Source organism: Mesorhizobium sp. LHD-90 (assembly GCF_030929505.1).
GTDB lineage: Bacteria > Pseudomonadota > Alphaproteobacteria > Rhizobiales > Rhizobiaceae > Kumtagia.
This window is the reverse complement of record NZ_JAVFVV010000010.1, coordinates 96,804-121,930: the sequence shown is the minus strand read 5'-3', so window position 1 is coordinate 121,930 and position 25,127 is coordinate 96,804. Positions and strand designations below refer to the sequence as shown.

Annotated in this window: 25 protein-coding genes; 13 read left to right on the top strand and 12 right to left on the bottom strand. The window is 65.7% G+C overall.

Going from position 1 to position 25,127, the window contains the following annotated elements; all coding sequences use genetic code 11:
• Positions 1 to 5: 5 nt before the first annotated feature.
• From cysW to RB623_RS15825, 3 genes are read right to left on the bottom strand one after another with little or no spacing between them, the layout of a single operon-like run.
• A complete protein-coding gene (cysW, locus tag RB623_RS15835) occupies positions 6 to 917 on the bottom strand; it encodes a sulfate ABC transporter permease subunit CysW (RefSeq protein WP_308057858.1) in 912 nt (303 codons plus the stop codon).
• The gene (cysT, locus tag RB623_RS15830; protein ID WP_308057857.1) at positions 907 to 1,770 is read right to left on the bottom strand and encodes a sulfate ABC transporter permease subunit CysT; all 864 of its coding nucleotides are present in this window, start codon (positions 1,768 to 1,770) and stop codon (positions 907 to 909) included. The genes cysW and cysT overlap by 11 nt, the downstream gene beginning before the upstream one ends.
• Entirely contained in the window at positions 1,770 to 2,804 is a 1,035-nt protein-coding gene (locus tag RB623_RS15825) for a sulfate ABC transporter substrate-binding protein (protein WP_308057856.1), read from the bottom strand. Before RB623_RS15825 ends, cysT begins: the two co-directional genes overlap by 1 nt.
• 323 nt (positions 2,805 to 3,127) lie before the next feature.
• Between RB623_RS15825 and iolE the strand changes: the two genes are divergently transcribed.
• The 3 genes from iolE (at position 3,128) to RB623_RS15810 (ending at position 5,945) form a co-directional block, all read left to right on the top strand.
• Entirely contained in the window at positions 3,128 to 4,039 is a 912-nt protein-coding gene (iolE, locus tag RB623_RS15820; RefSeq protein ID WP_308057855.1) for a myo-inosose-2 dehydratase, read from the top strand.
• Positions 4,040 to 4,271: 232 nt separating this feature from the next.
• Positions 4,272 to 4,478 carry a LacI family DNA-binding transcriptional regulator gene (locus tag RB623_RS15815; RefSeq protein ID WP_308057854.1) on the top strand — a complete coding sequence of 69 codons (207 nt, stop codon included), beginning with the start codon at positions 4,272 to 4,274 and terminating at the stop codon, positions 4,476 to 4,478.
• Positions 4,479 to 4,481: 3 nt separating this feature from the next.
• Positions 4,482 to 5,945: a PLP-dependent aminotransferase family protein gene (locus RB623_RS15810; RefSeq protein ID WP_308057853.1), complete on the top strand. Its 1,464-nt coding sequence runs from the start codon at positions 4,482 to 4,484 to the stop codon at positions 5,943 to 5,945.
• A 35-nt stretch (positions 5,946 to 5,980) separates the two neighbouring features.
• On the opposite strand, the gene RB623_RS15805 is transcribed toward RB623_RS15810, so the two are convergent.
• Positions 5,981 to 7,225 carry an aminotransferase class I/II-fold pyridoxal phosphate-dependent enzyme gene (locus RB623_RS15805; RefSeq protein ID WP_308057852.1) on the bottom strand — a complete coding sequence of 415 codons (1,245 nt, stop codon included), beginning with the start codon at positions 7,223 to 7,225 and terminating at the stop codon, positions 5,981 to 5,983.
• A 355-nt stretch (positions 7,226 to 7,580) separates the two neighbouring features.
• Between RB623_RS15805 and RB623_RS15800 the strand changes: the two genes are divergently transcribed.
• The 6 genes from RB623_RS15800 to RB623_RS15775 all read left to right on the top strand — a co-directional run bounded on the left by RB623_RS15800 (position 7,581) and on the right by RB623_RS15775 (position 14,847).
• Positions 7,581 to 8,471: a ChbG/HpnK family deacetylase gene (locus RB623_RS15800; protein WP_308057851.1), complete on the top strand. Its 891-nt coding sequence runs from the start codon at positions 7,581 to 7,583 to the stop codon at positions 8,469 to 8,471.
• A 165-nt stretch (positions 8,472 to 8,636) separates the two neighbouring features.
• Positions 8,637 to 9,608, top strand: a complete 972-nt coding sequence (locus RB623_RS15795; protein WP_308057850.1) for a sugar ABC transporter substrate-binding protein — start codon at positions 8,637 to 8,639, stop codon at positions 9,606 to 9,608.
• Between the two features lie 295 nt (positions 9,609 to 9,903).
• On the top strand, positions 9,904 to 11,019 hold the full coding sequence (locus RB623_RS15790) for an ABC transporter permease (RefSeq protein ID WP_308057990.1): 1,116 nt from the start codon (positions 9,904 to 9,906) through the stop codon (positions 11,017 to 11,019).
• Complete coding sequence (locus RB623_RS15785) at positions 11,016 to 11,840, top strand: ATP-binding cassette domain-containing protein (protein ID WP_308057849.1); 825 nt, start codon at positions 11,016 to 11,018, stop codon at positions 11,838 to 11,840. The genes RB623_RS15790 and RB623_RS15785 overlap by 4 nt, the downstream gene beginning before the upstream one ends.
• Positions 11,841 to 11,999: 159 nt before the next feature.
• Positions 12,000 to 13,097 carry a Gfo/Idh/MocA family oxidoreductase gene (locus RB623_RS15780; RefSeq protein WP_308057848.1) on the top strand — a complete coding sequence of 366 codons (1,098 nt, stop codon included), beginning with the start codon at positions 12,000 to 12,002 and terminating at the stop codon, positions 13,095 to 13,097.
• Positions 13,098 to 13,389: 292 nt separating this feature from the next.
• Positions 13,390 to 14,847 carry a TrkH family potassium uptake protein gene (locus tag RB623_RS15775; protein WP_308057847.1) on the top strand — a complete coding sequence of 486 codons (1,458 nt, stop codon included), beginning with the start codon at positions 13,390 to 13,392 and terminating at the stop codon, positions 14,845 to 14,847.
• A gap of 315 nt (positions 14,848 to 15,162) precedes the next feature.
• Here RB623_RS15775 and RB623_RS15770 read toward each other — a convergent pair whose 3' ends face one another.
• Positions 15,163 to 15,627, bottom strand: coding sequence for a RidA family protein (locus tag RB623_RS15770; protein WP_308057846.1), 465 nt, complete (start codon positions 15,625 to 15,627; stop codon positions 15,163 to 15,165).
• A 165-nt stretch (positions 15,628 to 15,792) separates the two neighbouring features.
• Here RB623_RS15770 and RB623_RS15765 point away from each other — a divergent pair, with 165 nt between their 5' ends.
• A complete protein-coding gene (locus RB623_RS15765; protein ID WP_308057845.1) occupies positions 15,793 to 16,491 on the top strand; it encodes a TetR/AcrR family transcriptional regulator C-terminal domain-containing protein in 699 nt (232 codons plus the stop codon).
• A gap of 54 nt (positions 16,492 to 16,545) precedes the next feature.
• Here the strand turns inward: RB623_RS15765 and RB623_RS15760 are convergent, their stop codons facing one another.
• Together RB623_RS15760 and RB623_RS15755 are read right to left on the bottom strand one after the other, a co-directional pair.
• Positions 16,546 to 16,746, bottom strand: a complete 201-nt coding sequence (locus tag RB623_RS15760; RefSeq protein WP_308057844.1) for a hypothetical protein — start codon at positions 16,744 to 16,746, stop codon at positions 16,546 to 16,548.
• Between the two features lie 295 nt (positions 16,747 to 17,041).
• Positions 17,042 to 17,380: a hypothetical protein gene (locus tag RB623_RS15755; RefSeq protein ID WP_308057843.1), complete on the bottom strand. Its 339-nt coding sequence runs from the start codon at positions 17,378 to 17,380 to the stop codon at positions 17,042 to 17,044.
• Between the two features lie 169 nt (positions 17,381 to 17,549).
• Between RB623_RS15755 and RB623_RS15750 the strand changes: the two genes are divergently transcribed.
• The 3 genes from RB623_RS15750 to RB623_RS15740 are packed head-to-tail and all read left to right on the top strand — an operon-like array spanning position 17,550 to position 19,546.
• Entirely contained in the window at positions 17,550 to 18,764 is a 1,215-nt protein-coding gene (locus RB623_RS15750; RefSeq protein WP_308057842.1) for an adenylate/guanylate cyclase domain-containing protein, read from the top strand.
• A gap of 2 nt (positions 18,765 to 18,766) precedes the next feature.
• Positions 18,767 to 19,204, top strand: coding sequence for an ATP-binding protein (locus tag RB623_RS15745; RefSeq protein WP_308057841.1), 438 nt, complete (start codon positions 18,767 to 18,769; stop codon positions 19,202 to 19,204).
• Between the two features lie 3 nt (positions 19,205 to 19,207).
• Positions 19,208 to 19,546 (top strand): STAS domain-containing protein, encoded by a 339-nt coding sequence (locus tag RB623_RS15740; protein WP_308057840.1) that lies wholly within the window; start codon positions 19,208 to 19,210, stop codon positions 19,544 to 19,546.
• A 10-nt stretch (positions 19,547 to 19,556) separates the two neighbouring features.
• On the opposite strand, the gene RB623_RS15735 is transcribed toward RB623_RS15740, so the two are convergent.
• From RB623_RS15735 to RB623_RS15715, 5 genes are read right to left on the bottom strand one after another with little or no spacing between them, the layout of a single operon-like run.
• Positions 19,557 to 20,696, bottom strand: coding sequence for an alanine racemase (locus tag RB623_RS15735; protein WP_308057839.1), 1,140 nt, complete (start codon positions 20,694 to 20,696; stop codon positions 19,557 to 19,559).
• Positions 20,693 to 21,358 carry a GNAT family N-acetyltransferase gene (locus tag RB623_RS15730; RefSeq protein WP_308057838.1) on the bottom strand — a complete coding sequence of 222 codons (666 nt, stop codon included), beginning with the start codon at positions 21,356 to 21,358 and terminating at the stop codon, positions 20,693 to 20,695. Before RB623_RS15730 ends, RB623_RS15735 begins: the two co-directional genes overlap by 4 nt.
• A gap of 56 nt (positions 21,359 to 21,414) precedes the next feature.
• Positions 21,415 to 22,428 carry an ABC transporter substrate-binding protein gene (locus RB623_RS15725; RefSeq protein WP_308057837.1) on the bottom strand — a complete coding sequence of 338 codons (1,014 nt, stop codon included), beginning with the start codon at positions 22,426 to 22,428 and terminating at the stop codon, positions 21,415 to 21,417.
• Entirely contained in the window at positions 22,425 to 24,428 is a 2,004-nt protein-coding gene (locus tag RB623_RS15720) for an MFS transporter (protein WP_308057835.1), read from the bottom strand. Before RB623_RS15720 ends, RB623_RS15725 begins: the two co-directional genes overlap by 4 nt.
• Positions 24,425 to 25,069 (bottom strand): hypothetical protein, encoded by a 645-nt coding sequence (locus RB623_RS15715; protein WP_308057834.1) that lies wholly within the window; start codon positions 25,067 to 25,069, stop codon positions 24,425 to 24,427. The genes RB623_RS15720 and RB623_RS15715 overlap by 4 nt, the downstream gene beginning before the upstream one ends.
• Positions 25,070 to 25,127: the final 58 nt, after the last annotated feature.

Genomic DNA, 25,127 nt, shown 5'->3' with positions numbered 1-25,127 from the left:
TCCAACTAGTGTTTGGCGGCCGCGGCGATCTCGTCGCCGTACCGGTATTCGAGAACGGATTTAAGAACCAGCGTCACCAGCGCAAGGGCCGCGAGCAGCGTCGACACCGCGAAGGCCGCGACGAAATTATACTCGTTGTAGAGGATTTCGACATGCAGCGGCATGGTGTTGGTGAGGCCGCGTATGTGGCCCGAAACCACCGACACGGCGCCGAACTCGCCCATGGCGCGCGCGTTGCAGAGCAGCACGCCGTAGAGCAGGCCCCATTTGATGTTGGGCAACGTCACGTACCAGAAGGTCTGCCAGCCGCTGGCGCCGAGCGAGATCGCCGCCTCCTCGTCACCGGAGCCCTGGTCCTGCATCAGCGGGATCAGCTCGCGCGCCACAAAAGGGAAGGTGACGAAGATGGTGGCCAGAACGATGCCGGGCACCGCGAACAGGATCTCGATGCCATGGCTTTTCAGCCACGGTCCGAGCACACTGCCGGCGCCGAACAGAAGCACATAGACGAGGCCCGAAATCACCGGCGAGACGGAAAACGGCAGGTCGATCAGCGTGGTCAGGAACGCCTTGCCCTTGAACTCGAACTTGGCGATCGCCCAGGCGGCGGCCACGCCGAAGATCAGGTTGCAGGGCACGGCGATGGCCGCGACCAGCAGCGTCAGCCGGATGGCGGCCAGCGTATCCGGCTCGTTCAGCGCCAGGAAGAACTCGCCCGAGCCCTTGCGGAAGGCTTCGAAGAACACCGAGATCAGCGGCAGGATCAGGAACAGAGCCAGGAACAGCAAGGCGAGGCCGATCAGCACCGCCTTGGTCAGGGTCGATTCCGTCGTCGCGCGTACCGGCCTGCTCACCGCGTCTACGCTACCAGCCTTGGCGCGTTCCGGCAAAGGGCCGGTGAGGGCTTCAACCGCCATAACCGTACCTCCTGCGGCTCCACGCCTGGATGAGATTGATGACGAACAGCATGGCGAAGGAGATGACCAGCATCAGCGCGGCAATCGCGGTGGCGCCGGCATAGTGGAATTCTTCCAGCCTGATGACGATGAGCAGCGGCGCGATCTCCGAGACGTAGGGAATGTTGCCGGCGATGAAGATCACCGAGCCGTATTCGCCGACGGCGCGTGCAAAGGCCAGTGCAAAACCGGTCAGCACTGCCGGCGCCAGGCCGGGCAGGATGACCCGCGAGATGGTCTGGAAGCGCGTGGCGCCGAGCGTGGCCGCCACCTCCTCGACCTCCTTGTCGATTTCCTCCATCACCGGCTGCACGGTGCGCACGACGAAAGGCAGGCCGATGAAGATCAGCGCGACGACGATGCCGAGCGGCGTGAACGCCACCTTGACGCCGAGCGGGGCGAGCAGTTGGCCGATCCAGCCATTCGGCGCATAGATGGCGGCGAGCGCGATGCCGGCCACCGCGGTCGGCAGGGCGAAAGGCAGGTCCACCGCCGCGTCGACGATGCGCCGGCCGGGGAAACGGTAGCGCACCAGCACCCAGGCGACGATGACGCCGAAAACGACATTGACCAGCGCGGCGATGAAGGCTGTGCCGAACGAGATTCTCAGCGCGTTGAGAGTGCGCCCGTCGGTGGCGATCTCCCAGAAGCCGGACCAGCCGAGTTCTGTCGTGCGCCACACCACGCCGGCCAGCGGGATGAGCACGATCAGCGTGAGGTAGGCAATCGTAAAACCGAGCGTCAGCCCGAATCCCGGGATGACGCTCGGTCTGCGAAACTGCCACCCCGACCTTGTCGCGGTGGTTATCGTCATCAGTTGGACGACGCCGGCTTGTAGACCTGATCGAAGATGCCGCCGTCACCGAAGTGATAGGGCTGTGCCTTGGCCCAGCCGCCGAACTGCGGGTCGTCGATGGTCACGAGGTTGAGTTTCGGAAAGCGCTCCAGTTCGGCCGCCGGCACCAGCTCCGGCTTGGACGGGCGATAGAAATTGCGGGCGGCGATCTGCTGGCCTTCCTCCGAATAGAGATATTGCAGGTAAGCCTCCGCGACCTTGCGGGTGCCCTTGGCGTCGACATTGGCGTCGACCACCGCCACCGGCGGCTCGGCCAGGATCGACTGCGGCGGCACGATGATGTCGAACTGGTCCGCACCGAACTCCTTGCCGACCAGGAACGCCTCGTTCTCCCAGGCGAGCAGCACGTCGCCGAGCTGGCGCTGGGCGAAGGTGGTGGTCGAGCCGCGCGCGCCGGTATCCAGCACCGGCACGTGGCGGAACAGCTCGGCGATGTATTCCTTCACCTTGGCCTCGTCGCCCCCAAACTCCTTGTTGGCCCAGGCCCAGGCGGCGAGATAGTTCCAGCGGGCGCCGCCGGAGGTTTTCGGGTTCGGCGTTATCACCTCGACACCGTCCTTCACAAGGTCGCCCCAGTCGGCAATGCCCTTCGGGTTGCCCTTGCGGACCAGGAAGACGATGGTCGAGGTGTAGGGCGAGGAATTGTGCTCGAATTTCGTGCGCCAGTCGGCATTGATCTTGCCGCCGTTCTTGACAATGGCGTTGATGTCGCTTTCCAGCGCCAGCGTGACGACGTCGGCGTCGAGCCCGTCGATCACCGCGCGGGCCTGCTTGCCGGAGCCGCCATGCGAGGTCTGGATGGTGACGGCCTCGCCGGCCTCCTTCTGCCAGTGCGCGGCGAAAGCGGCGTTGTATTCCTTGTAGAATTCACGCGTCGGGTCGTACGAGACGTTGAGAATGGTCGTGTCGGCGAAGGCGAAGCCAAGCCCACCGAACTGGACCGAACCCGCGACGAGCGCCGACAGAAGAATGGATCTGCGATTGAGGGTCATTTGGTGCCTCCGTTCCGAATACGGACTTACTCTATCTGTTGAGTAGAGATTACGGGCGTAGCAAAATCCCCAAACTTGGATTTCGTTCCGCATTTTTCGCGCTTGCGGCTGGCTTTCACGGAAATTTTTTTCTCCAAGCGCCGATGCAGCCGAGCCGGAAGGAGACATCGACGGCCACTGCCGGCCGCCACCGGTGGGCATCGCTGGCGACTGGTTCTGCCAGTTCGGACCGAACCGGACCTAGCGACGGAACCTGCCCGCTGCCAGTCTCCCGCATGGCCGGCGGCAGACCGCGCCAGGGAGGCGTCGCGGCGTGCGCAATCATGGGCGTCAGGATCGGCATCAATCCCATCACCTGGACGAACGACGATGTGCCTGAACTCGGCGGCGACACGCCGCTGGAGACCTGCCTGTCGGAAACCGCGCTTGCCGGTTATCGGGGCACCGAACTCGGCGGCAAGTTTCCACGCACGGCCGCGGAACTCGGGCCGCTGCTCGCCGCCCACGGTCTCGACCTGGTCTCCGGCTGGTATGACGGGCGCATCCTCGACCGCGAGATTGAGGAAGAATTCGAGGCGATCCTGCCGCATCTGATGTTGCTGCGCGATCTCGGCGCTAGCCATGTCGTCTATGCCGACACTTCGCGCGGCCGCCACGACGGCATCTTCGCGCCGATCTCGCAGCGGCCAAAACTGGCGGACGGCGAATGGCGGACCTATGGCCGCAAGGTGACGGCGCTCAGCGAAAGCATGGCCGAGTTCGGCGTCGGCATGGCCTTCCATCACCACATGGGCACCATCGTCGAGACCGATGCCGAGGTGGACAGCTTCATGAACGCGACGGGCGAGGCGGTCGGCCTTTTGTTCGACACCGGCCATTGCCTGTTTTCCGGCGGCGACCCCGCTTCGCTGCTCAAGCGCCACATCGGCCGCGTCGTGCATTTCCACTGCAAGGACGTGCGCCGGCCGGTGCTGGAAAAGGCGCGGCGCGACGACATGAGTTTCATGGCGGCGGTGCTGGAGGGAATCTTCACCGTTCCGGGTGACGGCTCGGTCGACTTCCTGTCGCTGCTGAAACCGCTGGCCGAGCGCGGCTACCAGGGCTGGCTGGTGGTCGAGGCCGAGCAGGACCCCGCGAAGGCCCATCCGCTCACCTTTGCCACGAAGGGTTACCGATCGCTCGCCGCGACGGCGCGGGAGGCGGGGTTCGAAGTGATCGAGCGGGCGGCCCAGTGATATCCGGCATGCGCAACCTTTCGGCACGTTGCCGCTCCAGCAACCCGCCGCCTCCCCGAAACATTCTGTCCAACTCAAGCAACGCAACCGCTTGCATTACTTGTTGTACAGCCTATCTCCAGTGATCTGAAAAACCCTTGCAAGCGATTACGTAACCCCTTATCGTAAGGGAAATCGTCGGCCTTCGCATCCGGCGTGCCGCTGGCGGCGAGGCCCTGCTGGAGGGAAACCCATGCCGTTCGAGTCCGCGCTCGGCGCCGAGCGTCTCTGCACCATCAAAGAAATCGCCGCCCGCGCGGGCCTGGGCACCGGCACGGTGCACCGCGCGCTGAAGGGGGGCCAGTTCGTCCACGACGACACCTGCCGGCGGGTCATCGACACCTTGCGACAGCTCAACGAGGAAAAGATCCTGCGCGCGGCCCGCCTCGCCGCGGAGTGAGCCGTGGGCGACCACATGCGCCTGTCCCTCGACATCATGTCGGTGGACCGGCTGTCGGACGAGCCGATGCACCGACAGATCTACGGGGCTCTGCGCCGCTACATCCTCGATGGGCAGATCCGGCCCCAGACGCTGCTGCCGTCCACCCGATCCCTGGCGGAAGACCTGAGCGTCGGGCGCAACACGGTGATCGCCGCCTACGACCAGTTGCTGGCGGAGGGTTTCATCGAGGCGCGCGGCGGCTCCGGCACCTGGGTAGCGCCGATCCAGCAGAACCGCGGCTCCGCCGCGCCGATCAGGCTGCCGTGCAATTCGCGGCGCCTGTCGCGGCGCGGCCAGACCATCGTCAACGGGCCGCAGCCGCCGCGCAACGCCGGCGTCATCAATTTTCACCCCGGCGTGCCGGAAACCGCCTCCTTCCCTTTCTCGATCTGGAGCAGCCTGCTGGTGCGCAATGCGCGCAGCCGCGACGAGAACCTGCTCGGCTACCTCTCCTTCGCCGGCCACCCCGGACTGCGCCAGACGATCGCCAGCAACATCAGCCTGTCGCGCGGCATAAGCTGCGCGGCCGATCAGGTGATCGTCGTCACCGGCGCGCAGGCGGCGCTCGACCTGGTGTCGCGGGTGCTGACCGACGAAGGCGACCATGTCTGGATGGAGGAGCCGGGTTATCTCGGCGCGAAAAGCGCCTTCCTCGCCGCCGGCGCGCAACTGGCACCGCTGAGGGTCGACCGGCGCGGCTGGAACCTGTCCGATCCCGGCCTGCCGCGCCCGCGGCTGATCTACGTCACGCCGTCGTGCCAGTGGCCGTTCGGCACCATCATGCGCATAGAGGAGCGCCTGCAACTGCTCGACATCGCCGAGCGCAGCGGCGCCTGGATCGTCGAGGACGACTATGACGGCGAATACCGGTTTCGCGGCCGGCCGGTGCCGGCGCTGCGCGGCCTCGATCACGCCGACCGCGTCGTCTATATCGGCAGCTTCGGCAAGACGCTGCTGCCGGCGCTGCGCATCGGCTACCTGATCGTGCCGCGCGAGCTCGCCGAAGCCTTCGACCGCGCCATCTCGATCACCGGCCAGTTCGCGCCGCTGCTGCTGCAGGCCACCGTCAACGACTTCATCAAGCAGGGCTATTTCGCCACACATCTGAAGCGCATGCGCCGGCTCTACGCCCGGCGGCAGGCGAACTTCGTAAGACTGTGCGAGGAGCATCTGGGCGAATGGGTCAGCATTCGCGAAAACGATTCCGGCATGCAGTTGCTGGCCAGCTTCCGCCGCCCGCTCAGGGACAGCGACGTGGTCGCCGCGGCGCTGCGCGAGGGGCTGGACGTGCAGGGCATCTCCATCAACTACCATTCGACCGAGCCCGAGCACGGGCTGCTGCTCGGCTACGCGGCGATGGACGAGCGCCAGATCTTGCGCGCGGTGCTGGCGCTGCGCGCGGCGTTCATGCGGCTGGAGCGGTAGGTTTTGCCCGAAGGTGCGTCCTTCGAGGCTCGCCCTCACCCCGCGCTGTCGAACTTCTGAAGGTCCACCGGCGCGGCAGTGCGCAGTTGCACCTCGTCAAGCGCTGCGTCCTCCAGCGCCACGCGCGCGGCAGCGTCGATATTGTGGATGGTGTCCTCGATCACCTCGTCGCCGTGCAGCGGGTTGGTCGCCACCATCACCGTGCGGTTGAGGATGTCCAGCGACGCCTTGCACATCCCGTCCGGATAACTCATGCGCAGCCCCTTGTTCTGCGGCAGTGCATAGGGATTGACGGCGGGGTGGTGCGCGCCCTCATGCATCAGCACCTGGTCCCACTGGGTAAAGGTGTGCCGCCCGGTCTTGCCGGCGATCACCGCCGGCATGGTTTTGACGAAGACCTGTGCCGCCTCCTCGCTGGGCAGCGTATACATCACCTGCGTCGCGCAATCGTGGTCGGCGCTGTTCATCGGAGTGGCGCGCAGGCCGAGATTGCCAAGATGTTTCGTGCCGGCGAGGATTTTTTTCTTTTCGGCGCGCATCGAGCGGATCATGCCGTCGAGCCGGTCGAGCTGCACGTTGAGCATGGCGCCCAAAAGTTCCGAGGCGCGCGCGCCGACGCCGGCGAAAGGTTTGGTGTCGTCGTTGCGGCCCTGCCAGTAGAAATGGCAGGGGTCGATGTAGCAGCGGGCGCGTTCGGCCACCTTCGGATCGCTGGTGGCGATGCCGCCGCCCTCGCCACCGCTCATATTCTTGAAGAAATTGAAGCTGAAGGCGCCGGCATGGCCGATCGAGCCGAGCTTGCGGCCTTCGTAGGAGCCGCCGATGCCCTGGCAGACGTCCTCCAGCACCATCAGACCATGCTCTTCGGCGATGTCCATGATGGCGTCCATGTCGCAGGCCGCCCCCCACATGTGGACGGGAATGACCGCGCGGGTGTGCGGACCGACGGCGTCGCGGATGGCGTCGGGGCTGATGGTGATCGTCTCGTCTATGTCGACGATGACCGGGATGGCGCCGACCGCCAGCACGGCGGTCGCGGTGGCCATGTAGGTGTGCGCCGGCACCAGCACCTCGTCGCCGGGTCCGATGCCGAGACCCACAAGGCCGGCGGCCAGCCCGTAGGTGCCGCTGACGCCAAGCGCGAACTCGCCAACGCCGAGATGTTTGGCATAACGCTTCTCGAAGCGTTCGCATTCGCTGTCGTCGCGGTAGCGGAACAGTTTTCCGGAACGGATGACCTTAGCGATCGCTTCGATCTCTTCCTCGCCCGCCATGTACATGGAATGCCTCCAGCGTCTTTTTGACCGGTTGGAGTGATGCGCCATTCGCCCCGCGTTTTGAAAGAACCAATCCCGCCCTATCGGACGAAACCACCGCGAAGCCCGCCGCCGATCCGTCGCCCGCCCGGCCGCCCTTGGACCCGCATCGCCGCCTCGGATCCCTTGCGAGCTGCAAAATCGTACCCATCCGAATCCGCAGAAGTGGCTCTGTCGGAACCGGCCGTTCCGTCGTTCCATTCGATCCGGTTGGGCAACGCCTCCGGCTGAATGCCGTTGGCTAAACGGTTGGTTCCATGCGACCCGGAACAGACTTTGGACGACCCGCTTCGCGAGCGTGCTTGCAGGACGGCCGCGAATGAGCGTGGCAGGCTCCAGACGCCGCGTCGTGCTCCACGAGGACGATGTCGGCATGTGCCAGGGGGCCAATCTCGCCTTCCTCGAGCTTTGCCGGCTCGGCGTTTGCAGCTCCGGGGCGGTGATGGTGCCCTGCCCCTGGTTCCTGGAGATCGCCGAAGCGGCCGCCGCCGATGCCTCGCTCGACCTCGGCGTGCATCTGACGCTGAACAGCGAGAAGCGCCACTACAAATGGCGGCCGCTGACCGCGCCGCCGCACTCGGCCGGGCTCACCGACGAATACGGCTTCTTCCATCCAGACGTCGCCACCACTCGCCGCAGGGGTTCTCCTGAGGCGGTCGAGGCCGAGTTGCGCGCACAGATCGACACCGCCTGCCGCGCCGGCATCGACGTCACCCATCTCGACGCGCATATGGGCGCGGCGCTGTCGCCGGAGTTCTGCGACATCTACATAAGGCTCGGGCTGGAATACCGGCTGCCGATCCTGCTGACCTCGACGATTGCCGCCTACACGCCCAACGACAATCTGGTCGGCGTCACGGAGAAGGCGCATGCGCGCGGTGTCGACAGGGCGCGGGCAGCCGGCTTCGCCATTTTCGACGCCGCTCTGCAGACGACATGGGGCAGGCCCCGGTCGAAGCTGGCGGAACCCGCCTACAAGGCGATCATCGGGAGCGTGCGCCAAGGCCTGACCTTCGTCTGCCTGCATTTCAACGCGCCGGGCGAGCTCGAACTCATCGAGCCGCGCTCGGCCTATATCCGCACCGAAGAATACGAGCTGTTCCGCGCGCCTGAATTCCGCGACTGGCTTTTGGCGCAGGACCTCGACATCATCGGCATGCGGCCGCTGCGCGAGGAGTTCCGCGCCCGGCTCGCCGCGCCGGTGAATTGATTTTCTTGCCGCCGTCAACCGCCGGCGAGCCCATGGGAACGGGCCGGAAACAGTCACGGCGGTGCCAAGGCCCGCGAGAGGCCGCCGCCCTGACAGGCCGAGGGGCGCGAAAGCGCCAGGCGGCGCATGGACAAAAGATTGGCCGCGAAAAATGGGAGACTGGGAATGACAACTTCTCTTCTGAAACTGGCGTTCGGCGCGCTGATGTCCGCCGGCATGATGGTCGGGCTAGCGCAAGCCGAGGGATTGAAGGAACCGAAGGACGTGCGCGTCACCTTCGTCGTGCACGGCTCGGCCTCCGACCCCTACTGGTCGGTGGTGAAGCGCGGCGTCGACGACGCCGCGAAACTGACCGGCGCGACCGTCGAATACCACGCACCGCAGGTGTTCGACGTGGTCGAGCAGGCGCGCATGATGGAAGCCGCCATCGCCACCAAGCCGGACGGCATCGCCGTGTCGATCGCCGACGCCGACGCCATGCGCAAGTCGGTGCAGGCCGCGCTTGCCGCCAACATTCCCGTGGTGGTGCTGGATTCCGGCGAAAAGACCGGGGCCGACATGGGCACGACGCTCTATGTCGGCACGGTGTCGGAATACGATTCCGGCAAGAAGGCCGGCGAGCGGCTGGCCAAGGAAGGCGTCCTGAAGGTGGTCTGCATCAACCACGAGGTCGGCAATGTCAGCCTCGACGAACGCTGCCAGGGCCTGAACGACGGCCTGAAACCGTCCGGCGGCGGCACCGAGGTGGTCGCCGTGACGCCCGACCCGGCAGACGTGCAGCGCCGCACCGAAGCCTATCTCTCGGCCCATCCCGACGTGCAGGCGGTGTTCGCGCTCGGCGCCACCGCCGCCAATCCGCTGATCCCGATGTTCCGCGACAAGGAACTGTTCGGCAAGCTGAAGCTCTACACCTTCGACATCAGCCCGGAAGTGCTGGACTCTATCGTCGCCGGCGAGATGGGTTTTGGCATGGACGCCCAGCAGTACCTGATGGGCTACCTGCCGGTGATCTACCTGGTCGAGCAGGCCACGCACGGTTTCTGGCCGATCAACAACTCCTATACGGGACCGCTGTTCATCGACACGCCGGACAAGGCCAAGGCGATCCTGGTGCTGGCCAAGCAGGGGATTCGGTAGGGCGCGACGGCCCACCCTCCCCCTTGAGGGGAGGGTCGCGGAGAAAGCCGAGCGGGACGCGAGGTTTTTGACGCGGGGTGGGGGTTGCTGATCAAGCGCCCGGTGTCAGATTTGTGCCAGTGCAGTTGAGGCACCCCCACCCCGTCTCGCGATCTTCGCTTCGCTCCGAACGCTCGCCGACCCTCCCCACAAGGGGAGGGTAAGACGACCCTCGTTGCGCAACCGGCATTTGGAGCGCCTAATGGCCGCCGTGGAACAGCAGGCACCCTCCGGCGAAAGCGCCGACCGCTTCGGCATGCGCCGCAAGAGCGCCGGCGGGCCGGACGAGCGGCTTGCCGCCACCGGGCGTTTCACGCAACTGATAAGGCGCCCGGAAACCGGCGCCGCAGCAGGCTTCTTCGCCACCATGATCATCTTCGCGCTGCTGCCGGGCGCGGCGAACCTCTATTCGCTGCAGGGGTCGATGACCTTCCTGACGCTGTCGGCGGAGCTCGGCATCATCGCTACCGCCGCGGCGCTGCTGATCATCGCCGGCGAATTCGACCTCTCCGTCGGCTCGATGATCGGCTTTGCCGGCGTGGTCATCGGGCTCGCCGTGCGCGAGTTGCATTTTCCGCTATGGGGCGGCATCGGGCTCGCCTTCGCCGCCGCGATCCTCACCGGATACTTGAACGGCCTGATCGTGGTGAAGACGCGCCTGCCCTCCTTCATCGTCACGCTTGCCTCGCTGTTCATCCTGCGCGGCCTGTCGATCGGCATAACGCGGGCCGTCACCGGACGCACGCAGATCCCCTACATCCTCGAGGACGTGCCCGACCCCGCCACGGCGGCGCTCTTCAACGGCCACCTCCTTACCGGCTTCTTCCAGTGGATGGCCACGCAAGGATGGATCGCCGCGCGCAGCGACGGCACGCCCTTCGTCACCGGCATCCCGATGTCGATCGTCTGGTGGCTGGCCCTCACCGCGCTGGCCGGCTACGTGCTCACCCAGACCAAATACGGCAACTGGATTTTTGCCACCGGCGGCGATGCGGACATCGCCCGCAATGTCGGCGTGCCGGTCGGCCGGGTGAAGATCAGCCTGTTCATCTACACCGCCTGCGCGGCCACGCTGCTCGCCACCATCCAGGTGATGGAGGCGGGCTCGGCCGACACGACGCGCGGCCTGTTGAAGGAGTTCGAGGCGATCATCGCCGCCGTCATCGGCGGCGTGCTGCTCACCGGCGGCTACGGCACGGTCTATGGCGTGCTGTTCGGGTCCCTGATCTTCGGGCTGGTGCAGATGGGCATCTTCTACACCGGCATCGACACCGACTGGTTCAAGGTTTTTCTCGGCATCGTCATCCTGATCGCCGTGCTGGTGAACAACTACATACGCGTGAAGGCGCTGGGGCGCGGAGGCGGCAAATGAACGTTCCGGCGATGGAACTGCGCGGCGTCAGCGTCAATTTCGGCTCGGTCAAGGCGCTGCAGGACATCGACATAAGAGTATTTCCCGGCGAGGTGCACTGCCTGCTCGGCGACAACGGCGCCGGCAAGTCGACGCTGATCAAGGTTTTGTCCGGCGTGCACCGCCCGAGCAGCGGCGCGATTTTCGTCGAGGGCCGGCCGGTCGCCTTTCGCAACCCGCGCGATGCGCAAGGCTACGGCGTTGCGACGGTCTTCCAGGACCTCGGCATGATCTCGCTGATGTCGATCACGCGAAATTTCTTCCTCGGCCGCGAGCCGACGAAAAGTGGCCTGCCCTTCTCGCGCATCAACAAAGAGTTTGCCAACCGCACGGCGCGGCAAGCGATGGCCGACATCGGCATCGACATCCGCGACCCGACGCAGGCGGTCGGCACGCTGTCGGGCGGCGAACGGCAGTCGGTGGCAATCGCGCGCGCCGTGCATTTCGGTGCAAAAGTGCTGATCCTCGACGAACCGACCTCGGCGCTCGGCGTGCACCAGGCAGCGATGGTGCTGAAGCTGATCGTCGAGGCGCGCATGCGCGGCCTGGCGGTGATCTTCATTTCCCACAACATCCACCACGCCTATCCAGTCGGCGACACGTTCACGCTGCTCAACCGCGGCCGCAACCGCGGCACCTATGCCAAGTCAGCCATCACCCGCGACGAGGTGATTTCGATCATGTCCGGCGGCGAGGATTTGAAGGCTGTCGAGGCCGAGATCGAGCGGCTGCTGGCGTCGATCGGCAACAAGGCGGCGGCGCCAGCCTTCCCTCCCCCTTGAGGGGAGGGTGGCCGCGAAGCGGCCGGGTGGGGTCGCCGCGGCCAAACGCCGACGTTACTTTGCGTCGGAGTACTGCCGGACTGCTCCCTCCCCCGGCTTTCGGCCGGACCCTCCCTTCAAGGGGGAGGGGAAGCTGGCGCCAAATACAGGAGATTCTTGATGACCAAACTCCGCGTGGGCGTGATCGGCGCCGGAACCATCTCCCAGGTCGAGCACATCCCGAACCTGATGGCGTTAAACACGCTGTTCGAGGTCAAAGGCGTCGCCGATCCCTCGAAAACCGCGCGGGACTTCGTCACCGAGACATTTGGCATCCCCGGTTTCGAGTCGCCCGGCGCGCTGCTCGACCAGCCGCTCGACGCCGTCGTGATCGGCTCGCCGGACCCGCTGCATCACGAGCAGGTGCTGGCGGCGCTCGAACGCGGTCTGCACGTCTTCTGCGAAAAGCCGCTCTGCTATTCGCCGCAAGAGATCACCGAGATCATCGCGGCGCGCGACAGGTCGGGAAAGGTGGTGCAAGTCGGCTACATGAAGCGCTTCGACCCCAACTACCGGCTGGCGCTGCAATCCCTGCCCGGAACGGCGAAGACGCTGCGCTATGTGTCGGTCGAGGTGAACGACCCGGATTCCTGGCCGTTCATAAAGCACTTCCGCACGCGGTTCGGCACCGACGTGCCGCAGGAACTGATCGCGGCGACGGCGGCGAAACGCAAGGCGCAGGCGGAGCGTGCGGTCGGCATGCCGCTCACCGACCTCGCCTTTCGCGGCTTCACCGCCGCCTACAGTTCGTCGCTGGTGCATGACGTCAACGCCGTGCACGGCATTTTGGACGCGCTCGGCGTGCCCGACGGCGAGGTGGTGGGCGCGCAGATCTTCGCCAATGGCAGCGGCGGCCAGGGTACGGTGCGACTGCTCGACGGCCAGGCGCTGTGGACCATGACGCATCTCGCCGTGCCGTCGCTCGCCGACTACAGGGAACGCATCTCGCTCTATTTCGACGACGCGATCCTCGAACTCGAATTCCCGTCGCCCTACCTCAACCACCAGCCGACGCGGCTGACCGTCAAGACCTCGGACGGACACAAGGCCTCGTGCAACCAGCTCAGAGCCAACTACGAGGAGGCGTTCGTCGAGGAACTGCGCGCCTTCCACGCCGCGATCGTCGAGGGTGCGCCAGTGGTCAACCGGCCCGAGCACGCAGCGCGCGACATGGCGCTGCTGGTCGGCCTGACGCGGCATTTTCTGAAGCATGGCTGACGGCCGGACACGAGTGCCGGCCGCCGCGAAATCTTGGGACGGCTGGCGCACGCAGTTGTCACTGCCGCGCCTTGCGGCCATTATCGCGCCCGGACAGGTTCACCAACCGCCGTCCGCAAGATAGGGTCTGTCGAGATTCAGGTCAGGGCGTGGCGAAAATGGCGTTTTTCGAGAACCGGAGCGGCGTGTACGTGAAGGTACATGAGCACCGGAAGCGTAGAAAGGCGCCAGTTGCAGCCCGCCCTGGCTTGAACATCAGTAGACCCTAAGAGGCAGGCAGGGTCGGCACATCGTGAACAGATCGGCAGTCCGCGCAGCGGCACATGTCGCGGCGGTCTTCGCGATCTACCTGTCGGTGGCGATGCTCCTGCCGGCGCTGATCGATCTCTATTACGGCAATCCCGACTGGAAAGCCTTTGCCTTCTCCGCCCTTTTCGTCGGCGGCTTCGCGCTGGCCGTGGCGCTGGCGACGCAAGGCAGGCCGCCGGCGGCGACTACCCGCTTCGGCTTCCTGCTGGTCAATATGCTGTGGTTCACCCTGGCGGTGGCCGGCGCGGTGCCGCTGATGCTGTCGTCGCTGCAGCTCAGCCCCACCGACGCGTTCTTCGAGGCGGTGTCCGGCGTCACCGCGACCGGCGCCACGGTCATCAACGGCCTCGACAGCGCGCCGCCCGGCCTGCTGCTCTGGCGCTCGCTGCTCTGCTTCATGGGCGGCCTCGGCGTCATCGTGCTTGGCCTGTTCCTTCTGCCCTTCCTCAACATCGGCGGCGTGTCCTATTTCAAGATCGAGTCCTCCGACATCGAGGACCGGCCGTTCGAGCGCTTCCAGACCTTCACCATCAGCCTGATCGCCATCTACGGCGCGCTCGCCGTCGCCTGCACCATCGGTTACGCGGCCGGCGGCATGGAGACGTTCCACGCCGTCAACCACGCCATGTCGACGGTCGCCACCGGCGGCTTCTCCACGCACGACACCTCGTTCCTGCGCTATGCCGAGATGCCGATGATCCTGTGGACCGGCAGCATCTTCATGTTCATCGGCAGCCTGCCCTTCTCGATCATGATCCTGTTCGCCGTGCGCGGCCGGCTCGACGCGCTGCGCGATCCGCAGATCCGCGTCTTCGCCGGCTACTGCATCGTCTTCGCGGTGGCCGTCGCGATCTACCTGCGCGTAAAGCTCGACATGCCGTTCGGCGACGCCATCACCCATTCCACCTTCAACTTCATGTCGATCATCAGCACCGCCGGCTTCGCCAGCGACGACTACACGCTGTGGGGACCGTTCGCGGTGGCCTGCATCTTCGTCGCCACTTTTCTGGGCGGCTGCTCCGGCTCGACCACCGGCGGCATAAAGGCCTACCGGTTCCTGATCCTGTTCGAGCTGCTCGCCAACGGCCTGCGCCGGCTGATCTATCCGCACATGGTGCTGCCGGTGCGCTACGGCGACCGCACGGTGTCGCCCGAGATGCAGCACATGGTGGCGCTGTTCGTCGCTTCCTTCTTCGTCATCTGGATGATCGGCACGATCCTGCTCGGCGCCGCCGGGCTCGACTTGGTGACCGCCACCACCGGCGCGCTGACGGCGCTGACCAATGTCGGGCCGGGGCTCGGGCCGATCATCGGGCCGGTCGGCAATTTCTCGTCGCTGCCCGACACGGCGAAATGGGTTCTGTCGTTCCTGATGCTGCTCGGTCGACTGGAAATCTTGGCGGTGCTGGTGATGTTCACGCCGGCCTTTTGGGCGCGGTGAAGCAGGAAATCCGGGACAGCTCGGATTGTCCCTTAGAGCGTGTCGCGCCCAATCGGGTTCATTCTGTTTCTCGTTTGGCGAGGCGATCCACGCGGAGGATGGCGCGGGTCGATGTGGTTCATCGGCCAAGTCCATCCGACAAAGTGGGCGCCCGCCAAACGGAAACCCGGAGGGCCGGGCTGGATTGGGCCAAATCCTTCGGGCTTCGTCTTGTCCGGGCCGCCAGCCCGGCCTGCGACAAAGCCCTCGACCTTGGCCCAAACCGTCGCCGGCAGAATGAATCCGATTGGGTGCGACACGCTCTAAAGCATGTCGCTAATCGAGCACGACCACGGCCTCCACCTCGAACAGCATCGGGTCGATCGCAAGCTTGGGAACGGGAACCAGGGTCTGCGCCGGCAACGCCTCGCCGAACATTTCCTTTACGTTCTTGGTCAACACGCCAAGCTTGGACATATCGTGATCGACCACGAAGACAGTGAGCTTGGCGACCTGGTTCGGTTTCGCCCCGATGCCTTCCAGGGCAGAGCGCAGATTTGCGTAGGCCTGCGCGACCTGTGCAGCGAAGTCGGGCGACAAGGCTCCGGTAGCGTCCTGGCCGCCTTGTCCGGAGATGTAGGCCACCCGGGCATTGGAAGGCACGATCACTGCCGTGCTGTAGCCGTTCGGCGTCGGATCGTAGAGGTTGTTCGGATTGACGATGGTCAGTTCGTTCGCTGATGCCGCCGTGGTCATGATGATGAGCCCTCCGATGAGCAGGTTCTTGATTGCGTATGACATGATTTTCTCTTGGCGCTGCGGACTGCGAGCAACGTCGGCTCGCGGCCGGCAAGACTGGGTTTTGACTCGCATACGATAGAATCGTACGACGTACTAGTCAATCGTCCGGCATCGACATTCGTGGCGTTGCCGACCAAAATCGACGCTCCAGCCAGAGGGAGACGAATGGCATCCCAACCCAGCGGCGCCGGCAGCAAGCGGCCGAAACGGACAAGTGTGTGGCTCCAGCCCGTGAAGGAGCAGCGCAGTGAACCGCCTCTTTCGCGGGAGCGCATCGTGGCGGCCGCGGTGGAATTGCTGGACAGCGAAGGCATCGAAGGATTGACGATGCGACGGCTGGCCGAGCGTCTCGGCTCGGGCGTGATGAGCCTGTATTGGCACGTCGACAACAAGGAGGATGTCTTCGACCTGGCACTCGATTCGGCGCTCGAATATCGCGGACCGCCGCAAGTGGCTGAATCTCGGGACTGGCGCAACGAAGTGGTTCACATGCTCGAGGACTGGCGCGCCAACATGCTGCGCCATCCCTGGTCGGCGTCGCTGCTGGAGCGCCCGGCGTTCGGGCCGAACGTCCTCGGTCGCCTGGAGCTGCTGAGCAGGACCTTGTCCAGAGCCGGTGTGCCGGACGCAGATCTGAACGTCTCGATATGGTCGCTGTACAACTATGTGATGGGCGCCACCATCGCCCGGGCGAGCCTCGACCTCTCGGACGACGACAGGGCCGTCGGACAGCAGCGCCTCACACGTCTCAGGGACCTCTACCCGACACTCGAACGTACGCGCCTGCTGTTGGACAATGATTGGGATGGCGTGTTCCGGAAGGGCCTGGACTTTCTGCTCGACGGCCTTGCGCCGAGACGGTGAATAGCCGCCGCAACGGCCAACACCGGCCTTCGGATAGACCCCTTCCTGCGCCGTTCATTTATCGGCAAGTTCGATCGTGCAAGGTTGCGCCAAAACGCCGTACAATGTCCGGCGGATCGAGAGGAAGCCGGGTTGACATCCGATCATCGGGCCGGTCGGCAACTTCTCGTCGCTGCCCGACACGGCGAAATGGGTTTTGTCCTCCCTGATGCTGCTCGGCCGCCTGGAAATTTTGGCGGTGCTGGTAATGTTCACGCCGGCTTTCTGGGCGCGGTGAGAGTCCTGCTCCTTCACCCGCGCCGCGTTGCCTCGATGACGGCGACGTCAATCTAGTGCATGTCTACCATCGCGGCAAAGGAGCGTTTCGCTTTGCTGCAATCGGCGTCATGTCAGAGATACCATGCGCACTCGAGTAGCCGATCCTAAAGCCGTACAGAAACGCTATCAGCGCGAGATCGCGACGGTGATACAAAGGTCGAATGAAATGGCGATCTCGGCGCGGTCGCAAATGTTTCGGGCTGGACTTTCGGCAACGGGAGAAAGGCGGGTGCTAGGCCTTTTTCTGCAACGGGCACGCTTCGGCCGGAGCGTTGGAAAATTTCGCTATCTCGGGTCTGTTTGCCATAACCTCGGGCGTGGTGCTCATAAATGGCCCGGCTTCGATGACGAAACCCAATTTCTGACAGGCGGCAATGCATCGCGCGACGTAGTTGGAGAGTGCGTTTTCGTCATAGAATGGCCCGAGGGTTACCGCATAAGTATCGGAGCAGATTGCGCCGGCGCCATCCGAGGGCCGGTGCATCGAAACCGACACGAATTTATCGCCCCAAGCACACCCATTAACGCCGACCACCACTGCGATGACAGCATCAAGTCGAAGCGGTCTCATCGCGGTCCCCAACAGGCACCTCCAGAAAATATCATCGTCCCCTTCATCCGCAACGGGTCGAAAACGATCATTCCACAACGCTCCATCTAACACCGTTCATTTATCCGCAAGTTCGATCGTGCAAGGTTGCGCGGAGGTATCGCCAGACGGCGGGCAAGAGGACGATGGGTTGACATCCGAGGCCGCAATCATGCTCTGCGCCGGACAGCGGCTGGACGCCGCCTCCGCAGGCGCGACAGGACCAGCGGCACTGGCGGCGCTGCGGCAGGAAATCCGCGAAGAGCTGGCGCGCCACGCGGTCACCATCGGCTATGCCTCGGCCTCGGCGGGCGCCGACATCGTCTTCGGCGAGGAAATTCTGGCGCGCTCGGGCGAACTGCATCTTTTCCTGCCCTGCCCGCGCGCGGATTTCGCCGCGCAATATGTGGCGCCGGCCGGCGCGGACTGGGTCTTGCGCTTCGAACGCCTGCTCGAAGCCGCCGCCGAAGTCGAGATCAGTTGCGAGGAGCGGCTGATCGGCGACGACACGCTGCTGCGCTTCAACAACCAGATCCTGCAGGGCATGGCGCGTATCCATGCCGAGCGCATCGGCACCCATGCCCGGCTGCTCGCAGTATGGAGCCCGGAGGCGCCGGCCGATCCCGGCAGCCCGGCCGACTTCATGGACCAGTGGCCGGAGCTGGAGCACCTGTCGCTGATCGACCTCGACGATCTGCGGGAGCGCACCGGGAGCGGCGGCAACGAAGGCACGGGCGACCTGGCGAGCGGCGTCAATGCGCTGGCGATCGGCCTCAGCCCATTGGTGGTACGGGCGATCTTCTTCGCCGACATGGCGACCTACACCTCGTTCAGCGACGAGCAGGTGCCGCTGCTCTGGGATTTTCTGGCCGAGGTGCAGCAGGAGGTGGAGGCGCGGGCGAAGGCGCCGATCCTCATCAACACCTGGGGCGACGCCGTCCACGCGGCGGCCGAGACGGCGCTCGACATGGCCGACTACGCCACCGTGCTGCTCGACACCATCGCCGCCACCGATCCGAAAGCGTTCGGACTGGAGAAGCTGCCGCGCTTCCGCGTCGCGCTGCATGCCGGCCCGGTCTATGTCGGCCTGCATCCGCTCACCGGGCGCAGCATGATCTACGGCCACCATGTCAACCGCGCGGCGCGCATCGAGACGGTCGGGACGCCCGGCGAGGCCTATGCCTCGCAATATTTCGTGGCGCTGCTGAGGGCCGAGATGGACGCTCTTCAGCATGAGGCGAGATTGCTCGGCGAGGCCTATCGACTGCCTTACCGGCTGGAGTATGTTGGGAAACTGCAACTGCCGAAGAATTTTGGCCACGAAGCGCTGTACCGAATCCTGCCCGCCGCCGAGAATCCAGATTAGGGATGTCCCGCCTGCACCCGCCCAAGCTCAGCCTCGCCATCGTCAACGATCTCGCCGAGATCGGCCGCATCGCGCCGATCATCGAAAAGTTCTGCGCCGAACATGGGCTGGGCGAGGAGACGGCACACGCCATCAACCTGTCGCTCGACGAATTGCTGACCAACACGATCAGCTACGGTTTTGAAGACGGCGGGCGGCATGTGATCGACATCGTCGTCGAGGCACAGGGCGACCGGGCGGTCGTGACGGTGAAGGACGATGCGGCCGCCTTCGATCCGACCGAAGCCGGCGATCCCGATCTCGACGCCGATCTCGACGAGCGTCCGATCGGCGGGCTCGGCATCCATATCGTGCGCGCCATGATGGACGACATAGTCTATGCCCGTGTCGGCGGGCATAACCAGCTCACATTGACGAAAATTTCCGTGCAGGAGGGGTAGAGAGTGGACATCCGCAAGGAGACGATCGACACAATCACGGTGCTGACGCCGGTCGGGCGCGTCGACAGCAATTCGGCGCGCGAGGTCGAGGACGCCCTGCTGCCGCTCTTCGACGAAGGTCACCCCGTGCTCGTCGACTTCGGGCAGTTGAGTTACATTTCCAGCGCCGGGCTGCGCGTGCTGCTCTTGGCCGCCCGCCGCAGCAAGGCCACCAACCTGCCGCTGGCGCTCGCCGGTATGAGCAAGCCTGTCGACGAGGTTTTCCGGATCAGCGGATTCGCCAAACTCTTCCAGATCCACCCCGACCGCGCCGAGGCCCTGGCGGCGCTGGGCAAGGGGTGAGGTCGACGCACTATTCGTTGAAATAAACCCGCCGCGTGCCCGCGCCGATCTGTGTAAGCAGCACGTTGGGCGCGCAGTCGAGCCGCTCGGCGACCGGCTCGATCGGCTGCCCACGATCGAAGAAGATTGCCCGCGTCGCAGCGATGTCCGTACCCGCCGGCACGTCGGTCAGGTCGGCCATGGTCATGTTCATGGCGATGCCGCCGATCAGCGGCACGCTCACGCCGCCGAAGCGCACCGCGCCGATCTCGGCGAAACGCTGCGGCAGGCCGTTGGCGTAGCCAATCGACAGCGTCGCCACCCGCGAGGCCCGCTTCAGCTCGGTGGTGCCGCGATAGCCGAGATGCCGGCCGGCCGGATAGTCGGCGACGCGGATCACCGGGGCACTGAGTTCGTAGCAGGGCGTCAATCCGTCCTGCCAGACCGTCGAGGTCTGCACGCCGTAGAGTGCGCTGCCGACGCGTGCCAGGTCGAAATGCCAGTCGTCGGCCATGAACACGCCCGACGAGGCGGCGAGGCTGATCGGCGCCGGCGGCAGGCGCGACACCCATTCACGCAGCCTGCGCCGCTGCTCGGCGTTTTCGGGGTCTTCCGGCAGATTGTAGGCGGCGAGATGCGACACCCACAGTCTTATGTCGAGATGCGCCAGCATGTCCGGCTCCCCGGCGAGGAAGGCCAGTTCCTCCTCGCACAGGCCGAGCCGGCCGAGCCCGGTGTCGATCTGGATCGCCACCGCGGCCCTGCGTCCGGCAAGCAGCGCGTGCCGCGCGCAATGCTCCACCTCGGCAAGCGACGTCAGCGCAGGGATGACGCCCAGCGCCTCGAAGTCGCGGATATGGGCGTTGGCTAGGCCCATCAGCGTGTGCGCCGCGGCCTCGGGCGCGACCGACTTGACGCGCGCCGCCTCCTCAAGATCGTTGACCCAGAAAACCTTGCAGCCAGTGGCGGCCAGCGCGCGCACGACCGGCTCGAGGCCTAGCCCGTAGGCGTCGGACTTCACCACGGCCGACAGTATCTGCCCGTGATAGCGGCGGCGCATTTCCAGAAAGTTCGACCGGATGGCTCCGAGGTCGACGCGAAGCGAAGGTGCGTTATCGGGAGACGTGGCGATCACCTCCGTTGGCGTGACGATTTTGAGCGCGGGGTTCACGACGCACTCCGGAAAAAAATGTCGCGGCCGCCGTCGGCGCGCCGCCGCCAGCGCGTGCCGGCGTGACCCCCGGCGAGCAGCGTACGCTGCCGGTCGATGTCCTCTACGCCGCACCACACGCCCTCCGCCTCGTCCGGCTCTCCGGCCGAAAGGTCGCGATAGAGGATGTAGCGCAGATGCCCGCCATATTTTTCCACGATGGCGCGCACAGCGAAACCCGCCTCGACCAGGTTCGGCCAACTGCGGAGATTGCCCGGCGCCGAGGTGGCGTAGAGATGGCGGACGCCGATGCGGCGCGCATCCTCGACGCGCAGATGGATCAGCTCGTCATGGATGCCGCCGCCCCAGGCGGCGGGCAGCACCGCCGCGCCGGCGAGCTTGGCCAGCCGGTCGGCGGGCGACAGCCCGAGCAGCGGGCGCGCGTCCTCCGAGGGCGGCAGTTCGAGCTGCAGCACGCCATAGGCGATCAGTTCGCCGCCGCGCAGCACGCCGGTGATGCGCCCGCCCCCCGACAGGATGCGGGCGAAAAAATCGCGCGATTCCGGCTTGATCAGCTCCGGACGACCGACCGCACCCGTCGCGGCCAGATGCAGCGCGTAGACGGCGTCGAGGTCGGCCATCGAAAGGCCGGCATGGCGCGTTGCGGCGCTAGTTTCGATCATCCCGTGCCCCCAGGCCCCGGACGCGGTTCAGCCCGTCGGGCCTTCGGCTTCAGGCTTCAGCCCGTCAGCACTTCCGCGTAGTTCAACATGTCGATCGGCGGATACAGATCGAGTTTTTTTGCCACAGGCATATTAATGATCAGCGAAAAGCGCTTCAGCGTCTCGATGGGGATTTCCGCGACCGGCGTTTCCTTGCGCAGAATCTTGACCGCCTTGGAGGCCGCAAGCTGGCCGACCGAATAATAGCGGCTGATCAGCGCCACCAGCGCGCCGCCCTGGCGGATCGCCAGTTCCGCCGCGCCGAAGGTCGGCAGGTTCTGCGCCATCGCCGCGGGCGCGACCCGATCGTATTGCGTGCCGAGGAACGTGTCAGGCAGGAGATAGAGCCAGTTGGCGCCCTCGTTCCGGATCTCGGCGATCAGTTCCTCGATGCCGTCCGGCACCGGGCGGCCGTCGCCGCCGGTGCGGAACTGCCGCTCGACGAGGGTGAAATTCATCGGCTGCTGCAGGTCGCGCGCCTCCTGCACGATCGACACCGAATTCTGCTCGCTGGCCGAATAGAGCACGCCGAGCTTGGTGATCGGCCGGTAGGAATGCATGGCCCTGAGCTGCGTTTCGGTCGGCACGACATGCACGGCGCCGGTCAGGTTGCGGTTCGGGGTGGCGCGGTCGGCCACCAATCCGGCCGCGACCGGCGAGGCCACCAGCGCGAATACGATCGGGATGTCGGTGATGAACTTTGCCTTGTCAGGCGCGTCGTAGCGGCCGGCTATGCCGAGCGTCACCGGCGTGCCCCACGTGTAGACGAGATCCGGCTTTACCGAGCGGATTTCCTCGACGAACCCGGGCAGGCGCGCCACGTCGCGCTCTGCATCGCGCTCGATGAACTCGACGGCGACGCCGTTGCTGGCCAGATAGTCGTCGAAGCCGTCCTCCACCTCGGTGCGGCCGCGATAGGTGATGCGGTAGATGCGGAACGGTTTCGCCTGCCCGCCCGACTGGGCCCTCGCCAGCGTCGGCGCCAGCGCGCCTGCGGCCGCAATGCCGAGAAATGTGCGCCGTCTGATCATGGTCGGCTCCCAGTTGCGGGCAGTTCGAGCTTGGGTTGGCGCCGCGACCCGAATATGGCGGAAAACAGCAGCGCGCACAGCGCCATGCCGCCGCCGATGATCATGGCCGTGGCCGAGAAGCCGTAGATGCCGAGCAGCAGGCCGCCGACCACCGGTCCCAGCGCGTTGCCGGTGCGCTCCACCAGCCGGAAGATGCCGTAGACGGAGCTTTCGGTGACGCTGCCCGGCAGCGCCCGGCCCATCTCGCCGACCAGCCCGGACAGCGGCGCGATGCTGATCGCCTGGCCGAGTCCCAGCCCCGCCAGCATCAGCGCGATCGGCAAGGCCTGGCTGCCGCCGAAGAACACGGCAAAGCCGCTCAGGCCCGCCACCAGGCCGCCCAGCGCCACGAATTGCGCGCGCATGTTCCAGCGGTCGGCCAGCGAGGCGAAGAACGGCACCAGCAGCACCATGGCGATCGGATAGATCATCAGCATGCGGCCGGTGGTCGACTGGGTGGCGCCGATCGCCGCCATCTGCAGCGGCACGAGAAAGAAGCAGAACGACACCAGTATGATCTTTGCCGGCATGGCGCACAGGAACAGCAGGCCGGCCAGTTGCGGCGAGGAGATGATCGGCCCGAAGTCGCGCCAGCGTATCGCCGGCCCCTGCATGGCGCGGCCGCCGCCGGAAGCCGGCATGCACAGCCAGGCGAGCACCAGGCTGCACGAGGCGAACAGGCCGGCGATGATGAAGGTGCCGGGAATGCCGACGCGGTCGGCCAGGATGCCGCCGATCGGCGGACCGCACAGACCGGCGACCAGGATTGCGCTGATGAACATCGCCATGCCGCTCGACCGCTGCCTTATGTCGGTGGAATCGATGACGAATCCCTGCGCACTGACGAAGACCAGCGCGAAACCGAGACCGGAAACCGCACGCGCGGCGGTCAGCCCGATGAGATCGGTGACGAAGGCCGAGGCGCAATAGCCTATCAGCCCGAACAGCGCACCGGCCATCAGGCAGTTGCGGCGGCCGATACGCTCGGTGACGTTGCCGAGCAGCGGCTGCGACAGCGCCACCACCACCAGGAACGCCATCATCGGCAGGCTGATGACGAATTCCGGCGACAGGCCGGGGATCGGCGTCGCCAGCGAGCGGATGTAGACGGGAAGGAACGGCCGCGTCAGCTCTTCCGCTAGCATGAAGACGAACAGCGGTGCGCGCATGGCGATCACCTGCACGGGCGCGGCGATCACCCCCTCGCCGAGGCCGAACCGGCCGCGCATCAGGTCGAGCGCCTGCTGGGATATCTGGTCGCCGCGCTCGGCCACGTTCTTGCGCAGCGACGAATAGGTCGAATGCAACTGCCCGAGCCTCTCGTCGAGCGAACGCGCGAAACCGCCGAACTCGCTGCCGGCGTCGACCGGCGGGTGCAGGCGAAGATCGCCCTTGCGGATCGTCTTCAGCCGTCGCTCGACGCCCTCGATCGCGCCGTAGAGCCCGGCGCCGAAGCCGACATAGACCAGTTCCAGCGCCACCACGGCGGTGACGAACATGACGATGACGAGGTCGATCCAAAGCGTGGACACCACCTGCCGCGCATAGGCCGGGTCCAGTCCCACCACCAGCACGTCGGCGCGGCCGCCCGCGGCGACCGGCACGCTCACCGTCTGGGCTTCGTCCGCCTGGGCGGTCCGCCCGTTGGCGTCGGACGCGGCAGCCCGATAGAGCGTGGCGCCGCCGCCGTCACGCAGCGCAATGAAGGAGAGGTCCGGATTGCCCGCCAGGATACGCTGCAGATAGGCGTCGAGCCCTTGCAGGCGGTCGACCGGCACGCCGAGTTCCAGCGCGCGGCCGACCAGCGAGGCGACCGAACCCGCCACCGTGGCCGCCTTGCGCTCGAGTTCCGGCTGGAGAATGGACTCCGCGCGTTTCGCCGTCTGGAACGACAGGAACACCAGCGCCGCGATCACCACCGCGAGCACCGTTGCCGAAAGGCGTACCCTCAGGCTGTTCATGCGCGGATTTCCGGCTGGAGGCGCTGCATTTCCTTGGCCGCCCGGCCGATCGGATCGTCCGCCGACCGGCCGAGTGCCGATTGTCGTGCGCGGCGGTGCAGGTTGGTGAGCAGGAGCAGGCAGGTCAGGCTGCCGATCGCCACCGCCGCCAGCCCCGCCGGGACCGCGCCGTTGAGGATGTCGGTGCGCAGCCGGTCGATTTCCTTGTCGATCGCCGCCCGGTCGAGCCGCACAATCACCGTGCCGACAGCCGCGCCGATGTCGTTGGCGACGCGCTCCTCCTGGCGGAACGCCGCTTGGTCGCCGCCGCCATCGTCCTTGGCACCGACACGGGTCGCGTCGCTGCTGAACACAACCGCGCCGTCGTCGCCGGCCACGTCGATCGACAGCGTCAGCGGATCGGTCGCCGCCTGGCGCGCCAGCAGGTCAGGCAGCGTCGCCTGCTCGCTCAGCCTGATGCCCAGCGTCGAGGCGGTGGAAATATCGTTGCCGATGCCTTCGGCCATCATCGCCATGCGCGAGCGGATCAGGTCGAGATAGGCGGAGCGCACGCCGCTGAAATTCATGTAGGCAGCCAGGAACATGGCAAAGCCGATGATCACGGCGAAGACCGGAACGGTGCGGATGGCGAGCCGAATCATCTTGGAATCACTGGAAAGCGCTCCCCCCATTGGAGCAGGTTCAGATTAGCAGAATATT

Excerpts from the sequence above, each read along its gene's own strand:
- cysW (WP_308057858.1), bottom strand. The coding sequence starts at position 917 with ATGGCGGTTGAAGCCCTCACCGGCCCTTTGCCGGAACGCGCCAAGGCT.
- cysT (WP_308057857.1), bottom strand. The coding sequence starts at position 1,770 with ATGACGATAACCACCGCGACAAGGTCGGGGTGGCAGTTTCGCAGACCG.
- RB623_RS15825 (WP_308057856.1), bottom strand. The coding sequence starts at position 2,804 with ATGACCCTCAATCGCAGATCCATTCTTCTGTCGGCGCTCGTCGCGGGT.
- iolE (WP_308057855.1), top strand. The coding sequence starts at position 3,128 with ATGGGCGTCAGGATCGGCATCAATCCCATCACCTGGACGAACGACGAT.
- RB623_RS15815 (WP_308057854.1), top strand. The coding sequence starts at position 4,272 with ATGCCGTTCGAGTCCGCGCTCGGCGCCGAGCGTCTCTGCACCATCAAA.
- RB623_RS15805 (WP_308057852.1), bottom strand. The coding sequence starts at position 7,225 with ATGTACATGGCGGGCGAGGAAGAGATCGAAGCGATCGCTAAGGTCATC.
- RB623_RS15800 (WP_308057851.1), top strand. The coding sequence starts at position 7,581 with ATGAGCGTGGCAGGCTCCAGACGCCGCGTCGTGCTCCACGAGGACGAT.
- RB623_RS15795 (WP_308057850.1), top strand. The coding sequence starts at position 8,637 with ATGACAACTTCTCTTCTGAAACTGGCGTTCGGCGCGCTGATGTCCGCC.
- RB623_RS15790 (WP_308057990.1), top strand. The coding sequence starts at position 9,904 with ATGCGCCGCAAGAGCGCCGGCGGGCCGGACGAGCGGCTTGCCGCCACC.
- RB623_RS15785 (WP_308057849.1), top strand. The coding sequence starts at position 11,016 with ATGAACGTTCCGGCGATGGAACTGCGCGGCGTCAGCGTCAATTTCGGC.
- RB623_RS15780 (WP_308057848.1), top strand. The coding sequence starts at position 12,000 with ATGACCAAACTCCGCGTGGGCGTGATCGGCGCCGGAACCATCTCCCAG.
- RB623_RS15770 (WP_308057846.1), bottom strand. The coding sequence starts at position 15,627 with ATGTCATACGCAATCAAGAACCTGCTCATCGGAGGGCTCATCATCATG.
- RB623_RS15765 (WP_308057845.1), top strand. The coding sequence starts at position 15,793 with ATGGCATCCCAACCCAGCGGCGCCGGCAGCAAGCGGCCGAAACGGACA.
- RB623_RS15755 (WP_308057843.1), bottom strand. The coding sequence starts at position 17,380 with ATGAGACCGCTTCGACTTGATGCTGTCATCGCAGTGGTGGTCGGCGTT.
- RB623_RS15745 (WP_308057841.1), top strand. The coding sequence starts at position 18,767 with ATGTCCCGCCTGCACCCGCCCAAGCTCAGCCTCGCCATCGTCAACGAT.
- RB623_RS15730 (WP_308057838.1), bottom strand. The coding sequence starts at position 21,358 with ATGATCGAAACTAGCGCCGCAACGCGCCATGCCGGCCTTTCGATGGCC.
- RB623_RS15725 (WP_308057837.1), bottom strand. The coding sequence starts at position 22,428 with ATGATCAGACGGCGCACATTTCTCGGCATTGCGGCCGCAGGCGCGCTG.
- RB623_RS15720 (WP_308057835.1), bottom strand. The coding sequence starts at position 24,428 with ATGAACAGCCTGAGGGTACGCCTTTCGGCAACGGTGCTCGCGGTGGTG.
- RB623_RS15715 (WP_308057834.1), bottom strand. The coding sequence starts at position 25,069 with ATGATTCGGCTCGCCATCCGCACCGTTCCGGTCTTCGCCGTGATCATC.